This is a genomic window from Kitasatospora sp. NPDC001175 (genome assembly GCF_053598215.1).
Genome location: NZ_JBSFJU010000135.1, coordinates 1 through 8,912 on the forward strand (window position 1 = coordinate 1; position 8,912 = coordinate 8,912).

An 8,912-nucleotide genomic window follows, 5' to 3' on the forward strand; every position below is an offset into this window, starting at 1 on the left:
CGAGGTGCAGACGCTGACCACCGCCGTCGCCCAGGCGTACGTGCGTGGTGCGAGCGTCGACTGGCAGGCGGTCTTCGCCGGCCAGGGCGCCCGCCTGGTGGACCTGCCGACCTACGCCTTCCAGCGCCAGCACTACTGGCCGGAGGCACTGCCCGCCGCCACCAACCAGGCGGGCACGGGCACGGGTCCGGACTCGACCGACGCCCGGTTCTGGGAGGCCGTGGAGAGCGAGGACCTCGCCGCCCTGGCCGCGACCCTCGACCTGGACGCGACGGACGCGCAGTCCCCGCTGAACGCCCTGTCGCCGGTGCTGCCGGTGCTCTCCGCCTGGCGTCGCCAGCAGCGCGAGCAGTCGGTGGTGGACGGCTGGCGCTACCAGGTCACCTGGAAGCCGGCCGCCGAGAACCACACCACCGTCTCCGGCACCTGGCTGCTGGCCGTTCCGGCCACGCACGCCGAGGACGGCTGGGTGTCCGAGGTGGCCCGCACTCTCGCCGACAGCGGCGTCGAGCTCCGACGGATCACCGTCGACACCACCGCCGGCGACCGTGACGCACTGGCCGAGAGCCTGCGCACCGCGCACGCGGAGACGGCGGAGCCGACCGGAGTGCTGTCGCTGCTGGCCCTGGACGAGCAGGAGCACCCGGTGCACCCGGCCCTGTCGGCCGGTCTCGCCGCGACCGCGCTGCTCGCCCAGGCCCTGGGCGACGCCGGGACCGAAGCGCCGCTGTGGTGCGTGACGCGCGGTGCGGTCTCGACCGGCCGCAGTGACCGGCTCACCAGCCCGGCGCAGGCCCAGACCTGGGGCCTGGGCCGAGCGGTGGCCCTGGAGCACCCCGAGCGCTGGGGCGGCCTGGTCGACCTCCCGGAGGCCCTGGACGAGCGCGTGCTCTCGCGCCTGACCGGTGCCCTCACGGGAGTCGACGGTGAGGACCAGCTGGCACTCCGCCGCTCCGGCCACTTCGTCCGCAGGCTGGTCCGAGCCACCAGGCCGCAGGCGGCCGTCGCCGCCTGGAAGCCGCGCGGCACCGTCCTGATCACGGGTGGCACCGGTGCCCTGGGCGCCGAGGTCGCGCGCTGGCTGGCCAGGAACGGTGCCGAGCACCTGGTGCTCACCGGACGCCGCGGCGCCGACGCCCCGGGCGCGGCCGAACTCCGCGCGGAACTGGTCGAGTCGGGCGTCCAGGTCACCCTGGAGGCCTGCGACGTGGCCGACCGGTCGGCGGTGGAGACGCTGGTCAAGCGGCTCACCACCGACCCGACCACCCCCCTGCGCGCGGTGGTGCACGCGGCCGGCGTCACCCAGGACACCGCGCTGATGGAGAGCGACCTGGCCGAGCTGTCCCGGGTCGTGGACGCCAAGGTCTCCGGCGCGGTCAACCTGGACGCCGCGCTCGGCGACATCGAGCTTGACGCCTTCGTGCTCTTCTCCTCGATCGCAGGGGTGTGGGGCAGCGGCGGCCAGACCGGCTACGCGGCGGCCAACGCCTTCCTCGACGCGCTGGCCGAGCAGCGCCGCGCGGCCGGGCTGGCGGCCACCTCGGTGGCCTGGGGCCCGTGGGGCGAGATCGGTATGGCAGCCGACGACGTGGCTGCCGAGCAGCTGCGGCGACGCGGTCTGCGGGTGATGGCACCGGAGCTCGGGATCACCGCGCTCCAGCAGGCCCTCGACCTCCGCGACACCGCGCTGACCGTTGCCGATGTCGACTGGGAGCTGTTCGCGCCGGCGTTCGCCGCCGCGCGGCCCCGTCCGCTGATCACCGAGCTCCCCGAGGTCCGCGAGGCGCTCGCGGAGGCCACGGCCGAGGCGGGCACCGAGGACCGGGCGGCGGCGTTCCAGGAGCGGCTGCGCGGCCTGGCCGCCGCCGACCAGGGACGCACGCTGCTCGACCTGGTGCGCACCGAGGTCGCCGCCGTCCTCGGCTACGCCGGGGCCGCGGCGGTCGAGGCCGGCCGGGCCTTCAACGAGCTGGGCTTCGACTCGCTCACCGCGGTCGAGCTGCGCAACCGCCTGAACGCGGCCGCCGGACTGCGCCTGCCGGCCAGCCTGGTGTTCGACTACCCGAACCCGACCGCCCTGGCCGAGCACCTGCGGGCGGAGCTGGTCGGGGACGGTCCCGCCGACACCGCGCCGGTGCTCGCCGAACTCGACGAGCTGGACCGCAAGCTCTCCGCCCTCTCTCCCGACCACGCCGAACGCGCCCGCGTCACGGCCCGACTCCAGGCCCTCCTCTCGAAGTGGAACGCGGTCGACGGCTCCGCCGACGGCACCGAGGACGACGACGAGCTGGACGACGTCTCGGCAGACGACCTCTTCGACATCATCAACAAGGAATTCGGCAGGTCCTGACGTGACGACCGCAACCCACCACGCGACCAGCGTGACGACCGCACCTGACCAGGCCTCCCGGAAGGCAGCCCACTGATGGCAGACGAAAAGAAGCTCCTCGACCACCTCAAGTGGATGACCACCGAGCTGCGCCGGGCCAACCGCCGACTGCGCGAGGTCGAGGAGGCCGAGCAGGAGCCGATCGCGATCGTGGCGATGAGCTGCCGCCTCCCCGGCGGTGTGCGCTCGCCCGAGGACCTGTGGCAGCTGGTCTCCACCGGGGCCGACGCCATCTCGCCGTTCCCCACCGACCGCGGCTGGAACATCGAGGGCCTGTACCACCCGGACCCGGACCACCAGGGCACCTTCTACGCCGACGGTGGCGGATTCCTGCACGACGCGGCCGAGTTCGACCCCGAGTTCTTCGGGATCTCGCCGCGTGAGGCACTGGCCATGGACCCGCAGCAGCGTCTGCTGCTCGAAGCCTCCTGGGAGGTGTGCGAGCGGGCGGGCATCGACCCGGCCACCCTGCGCGGCAGCCGTACCGGTGTCTACGTGGGCGGCAGCTACCAGGGCTACGGCTCGGAGCTCAAGGAGGTGCCGGAGGGCGTCGAGGGCCGGCTGCTGACCGGCAACGCGACCAGCGTGCTCTCCGGCCGGATCGCCTACACCCTGGGCCTGGAGGGCCCGGCCGCAACCCTGGACACCGCCTGCTCCTCCTCGCTGGTCGCCCTGCACTGGGCCTGCCAGGCGCTCCGGCGCGGCGACTGCACCAAGGCACTGGTCGGCGGTGTGACCGTGATGGCCACCCCGGACGTCTTCGTCGAGTTCAGCCGCCAGCGCGGGCTGGCGGCCGACGGCCGGTGCAAGTCCTTCGCCGCGGCGGCGGACGGCACCGGCTGGTCCGAGGGCGTGGCGGTGCTGCTGGTCGAGCGCCTGTCGGACGCCCGCCGCAACGGGCACCCCGTGCTCGCGGTGGTGCGCGGCAGCGCGGTGAACCAGGACGGCGCCTCCAACGGCCTGACCGCCCCCAACGGCCCCTCCCAGCAGCGGGTGATCCGGCAGGCGCTGGCCGACGCCAGGCTGACGGCGGATCAGATCGACGTGGTCGAGGCACACGGCACCGGCACGGTGCTCGGCGACCCGATCGAGGCGCAGGCGCTGCTCGCCACCTACGGGCGGGAGCGCCCGGCGGAGAAGCCGCTGTGGCTCGGCTCGCTGAAGTCCAACATCGGCCACACCCAGGCGGCCGCCGGTGTTGCCGGTGTGATCAAGATGGTGCTGGCGCTCCAGCACGGTGTGCTGCCGAAGACCCTGCACGTGGACGAGCCCTCGCCGCACGTGGACTGGTCGGTCGGCGCGGTCGAACTGCTCACCGATGCCCGGCCGTGGCCGGAGACCGGCGAGCCCCGCCGCGCCGCCACCTCGTCCTTCGGCGTCAGCGGCACCAACGCCCACACCATCCTGGAGCAGGCGCCCCCGGTCCCGGAGGCCGACGACACCGAGGAGACGGACGCCGACGCCGCCACCGTGAACACGGCGCTCGTCCCGTGGTTCCTCTCCGCCAAGGGCGCCGACGCGTTGCGCGCCCAGGCCCGGCAGCTGCTGGACCGCCTCACCGCCGACCCCGGGCTCCGCCCGGCCGACGTCGGCTACTCCCTGGCCACCACCCGCTCGGCACTGCCGCAGCGCGCGGCGGTCGTCGCCGCCGAGCCGGCCGACTTCCGCAGCGGCCTCCAGGCGCTGGCCTCGGGCGAGAGCGCACCGCAGTACGTGGTCGCGGACTCGGTCGCCGACGGCGCGCTGGCCTTCCTGTTCACCGGCCAGGGCAGCCAGCGGGCCGGCATGGGCCGGGAGCTGTACGAGACCTTCCCGCCGTTCGCCACCACCCTGGACGCCGTCTGCACCGAGCTGGACCGGCACCTGGAGCGTCCGCTGCGCGAGCTGATGTTCGCGGGTGAGGAGCTGGACCAGACCGCATACACGCAGCCCGCGCTGTTCGCCATCGAGGTGGCACTGTTCCGCCTGGTGGAGTCCTGGGGGCTGCGTCCCGACTTCCTGGCGGGCCACTCGATCGGTGAGCTGGCGGCCGCGCACGTCACCGGAGTGCTCTCGCTGGAGGATGCCGCGCTGCTGGTGGCCGCCCGCGGCCGGCTGATGCAGCAACTGCCGACCGGCGGCGCCATGGTGGCGATCCAGGCGAGCGAGGGCGAGGTGCGGCCGCTGCTGACCGGGGAGTTCGGGATCGCGGCGGTCAACGGTCCCACCTCGGTGGTGATTTCGGGTGACGAGCGCGCGGTGTTGGAGGTGGCGGCGGACTGGGAGGCCCAGGGTCGCAAGACCAAGCGGCTTACCGTCAGCCACGCGTTCCACTCGCCGCTGATGGAGCCGATGCTCGCCGAGTTCCGCACCGTCGCCGAGGGGCTGACCTTCGGTGAGCCGAAGATTCCGGTCGTCTCCACGCTCACCGGTGACATCACGGACGAGATCCGCACCGCCGAGTACTGGGTGCGCCACGTCCGCGAGGCGGTCCGCTTCCACGACGCCATCCGCACGCTGGAGGCCGAAGGCGTCCGCACCTACGTGGAGTTGGGCCCGGACGGGGTGCTCTCCGCGATGGGCCAGGAGTGCGTGATCGAGGACGCCGCTTTCGTGCCGCTGCTGCGCGCCGGCCGCGCCGAGACCGAGGCACTGACGATCGGCCTGGCCCAGGCGCATGCGCGCGGTGCCGCCCTGGACTGGGAGGCGTTCTTCGCGGGCCGCGGCGCCAGCCGGGTCGGCCTGCCGACCTACCCCTTCCAGCGGGGGCACTACTGGCTGGAGTCGGGCAGCGGATCCGCCGCGGCCGCGCCGGCCGACGAGGCGGACGCCCGCTTCTGGGAGGCCGTCGAGCGCGAGGACCTGGACGCCCTGGCCGAGACCCTCCAGGTCGAGGGCGGCGACGAGCTGGGCGCGCTGCTGCCCGCCCTTTCGGCCTGGCGCCGGCAGAGCAGGCAGCAGTCCACGGTGGACGGCTGGCGCTACCGGGTGACCTGGAAGCCGGTCACCGACGCCGGCTCGGGCGTGCCCTCGGGGACGTGGCTGGTGGTCGCACCGGCCGAGGACGCCGTCGCGGCGGACGTGGTCCGGACGCTGACCGAGCACGGTGCGGAGATCCGCCGAATCGAGCCGACCGGTGCCGGTCGCGACGCCCTGGCCGAGCAGCTGCGCGGTGCCGTCGCCGACGGTGCGGCGGTCGCGGGCGTGCTGTCCCTGCTCACCCTGGACGAGCACGGCACCGCCGCGCCGACCGCGACCCTGGTACAGGCCCTGGGGGGCGCCGGTATCGCCGCCCCGCTGTGGTGCGTGACGCGCGGTGCGGTCTCGACCGGCCGCAGTGACCGGCTCACCAGCCCGGCGCAGGCCCAGACCTGGGGCCTGGGCCGGGTGGTGGCCCTGGAGCACCCCGAGCGCTGGGGCGGTCTGATCGACCTGCCCGAGGTGCTGGACGAGCGCGCCCTCGGCCGACTGGCCGACGTGCTCACGGGGGCCGAGGACCAGGTCGCCGTACGCGCCTCGGGGGTGTACGCCCGGCGCCTGGCACGGGCCCCGCGTGGTGGCGCCGCCGACTGGAAGCCGGCCGGTCCCGTCCTGGTCACCGGTGGCACCGGCGCCCTGGGCGCGGAGGTCGCGCGCTGGCTGGTGCGCAACGGTGCCGAGCACCTGGTGCTGACCAGCCGCCGCGGCCTGGACGCCCCCGGTGCGGCCGAACTGCGCGACGAGCTGGCCGAGTCGGGCGCTGCTGTCACGGTGGCCGCCTGCGACGTGGCCGACCGCGACACGCTGGCCGAACTGTTGGCGTCCGTCGAGGTGTCGGCCGTGTTCCACACCGCCGGCGTGCTGGACGACGGCATGGTGGACAGCCTGACGCCCGAGCGGTTCGCCGCTGTCGCCCGTCCGAAGGTGGACGCGGCGCTCAACCTGCACGAACTCACCGCCGAGCTCGACCTCTCCGCATTCGTCCTCTTCTCCTCCACCGCCGGCACGATCGGCAACGCGGGCCAGGGCAACTACGCCGCCGCCAACGCCTTCCTGGACGCCCTCGCCGAGCAGCGCCGGGCCGACGGCCTCGCCGCCACCTCCATCGCCTGGGGCCCGTGGGCGCAGGGCGGCATGGCCGCCGACCGCGCCCTCGAGGAGCGGCTGCGCCGCGAGGGCGTCCCGCCGATGGCCGCCGAGTCGGCGATCACGGCCCTTCAGCAGGCACTCGAGAACGGTGACACCGCGATCGCGGTCGCCGACATCGCCTGGGAGGTGCTGCTGGCCGACCCGGGTGCCTCGCCCCGCGCCACCACCCTGTTCGACGAGATCCCCGAGGCCCGCCGAGTCCTCGCCGCCCCGGCCTCCGACGCGTCCGCCGAGCGCAGTCCCCTCGCGCAGCGCCTCGCCGGCCTCTCGGAGACCGACCGCGCCGCGGTGCTGCTCAACCTGGTCCGCACCGAGGTCGCCGCCGTCCTCGGCTACGGCACGCCCGAGGCGGTGGACGCGGGACGGGCGTTCCGCGAGCTGGGCTTCGACTCGCTCACCGCCGTCGAACTGCGCAACCGGCTGGGCGCCGTCACCGGACTGAGCCTCCCGACCACCCTGGTGTTCGACTACCCGACCTCGACCGCGCTGTCCCAGTACCTGCGGACGGAGTTCTTCGGTCAGGAGCCCGCGGCCGAGCTGCCGGTACCTGGCAATCGTGCCGAGGACGAGCCGATCGCGATCGTCGCGATGAGCTGCCGCTTCCCGGGCGGGGTCACCACGCCCGAGGAGCTGTGGCAGCTGCTGTCGACGGGCACGGACGCGATCTCCGGCTTCCCGACCGACCGCGGCTGGGACCTGGAGGCGCTCTACAGCAGCGACGCCGAGCAGGCCAACACCGCCTACACCCGTGAGGGCGGATTCCTCCACGACGCGGCCGAGTTCGACCCGGTCTTCTTCGGGATCTCGCCGCGCGAGGCCCTGTCGATGGATCCGCAGCAGCGGCTGCTGCTGGAGACCTCCTGGGAGGCCATCGAGCGGGCCGGCATCGACCCGGAGGCCCTTCGCGGCAGCCAGGCCGGCGTGTTCGTCGGCACCAACGGCCAGGACTACCTCACCCTGGCGGCGAACTCACCGGACGAACTGGAGGGCCAGCTCGGCACGGGGACCGCGGCCAGCGTGGTGTCGGGCCGCCTCTCCTACACCTTCGGGCTGGAGGGCCCGGCCGTCACCGTGGACACCGCCTGCTCCTCCTCGCTGGTCGCGCTGCACCTCGCCGTGCAGGCGCTGCGGAACGGCGAGTGCACGCTGGCCCTGGCGGGCGGTGTCACCGTGATGTCCACGCCGGGCGCCTTCATCGAGTTCAGCCGCCAGCGCGGTCTCGCGGCGGACGGCCGCTGCAAGCCCTTCGCCGCCGCCGCCGACGGCACCGGCTGGGGTGAGGGTGTCGGCATGCTGCTGGTGGAGCGGCTCTGCGACGCCGAGCGCAACGGGCACCCGGTGCTGGCCGTCGTGCGCGGCAGCGCCGTCAACCAGGACGGCGCGTCCAACGGCCTCACCGCCCCCAACGGCCCGTCCCAGCAGCGTGTGATCCGCCAGGCGCTGGCCAGTGCCGGGCTGACGGCCGACCAGGTCGACGCGGTCGAGGCACACGGCACCGGCACCGCACTGGGCGATCCGATCGAGGCCCAGGCGCTGATCGCCACCTACGGCCAGGACCGGCCTGAGGACCGTCCGCTCCGGCTCGGTTCGGTGAAGTCGAACATCGGCCACACCCAGGCGGCCGCCGGCGTCGCGGGCGTCATCAAGATGGTGCTCGCCATGCAGCACGGCGTACTCCCGCAGAGCCTGCACATCGACGAGCCGTCCGCCCAGGTCGACTGGTCCGCGGGTGCGGTCGAACTGCTCACCGAGGCCACCGCCTGGCCGGAGACCGGACGTCCGCGCCGGTCCGGCGTGTCGTCCTTCGGAATGAGCGGCACCAACGCCCACGTCGTCCTGGAGCAGGCGCCCACCCGGCCCACCGAGCCGCGTCGGCCCGCCGGCCGGACCGTCCTGCCGCTGCTGATTTCGGCCCGCAGCGAGGAGGCGCTGCGGGCGCAGGCGAGCCGACTGGCCCCCTGGAAGGCCGAGGCCGGCACCCCGCACGGGCTGCTCGACCTGGCGTACTCGCTGGCCACGACGCGTTCGGCGCTGGAGCACCGCGCAGTGGTGGTGGCCGCCGACGATGAGGGGTTTGCGGGGGGTGTACAGGGGTTGGCCTCGGCAAACCCCGGTGCGAACGTGGTCCAGGGCTCGGCCGCGGGCGGCAGGTCCGCCTTCCTGTTCACCGGTCAGGGCAGTCAGCGGCAGGGCATGGGAGCTGAGTTGTACGAGACGTACCCGGCGTTCGCGGAGGCGATGGACGCCGTGTGCGCGGAGCTGGACCGGTACCTGGAGTGTCCGCTGCGCGAGGTGATGCTGGTCGCGGACGGCGAGGGGCGGCTGGACCGGACCGAGTACACCCAGCCGGCGATCTTCGCGGTGGAGGTGGCGCTGTTCCGGCTGCTGGAGTCGTGGGGTGTGCGTCCTGACTTCC

General features: G+C 74.1%; 2 protein-coding genes. Both read left to right on the forward strand.

Annotation, left to right across the window (positions count from 1 at the left end):
- On the forward strand, positions 1-2,350 hold a 2,350-nt coding region (locus ACWDAK_RS39760), incomplete at its 5' end, for an SDR family NAD(P)-dependent oxidoreductase (RefSeq protein ID WP_427396200.1).
- A gap of 75 nt (positions 2,351-2,425) precedes the next feature.
- Positions 2,426-8,912 (forward strand): type I polyketide synthase (locus ACWDAK_RS39765; RefSeq protein WP_427396201.1); only part of this gene is annotated, 6,487 nt, incomplete at its 3' end.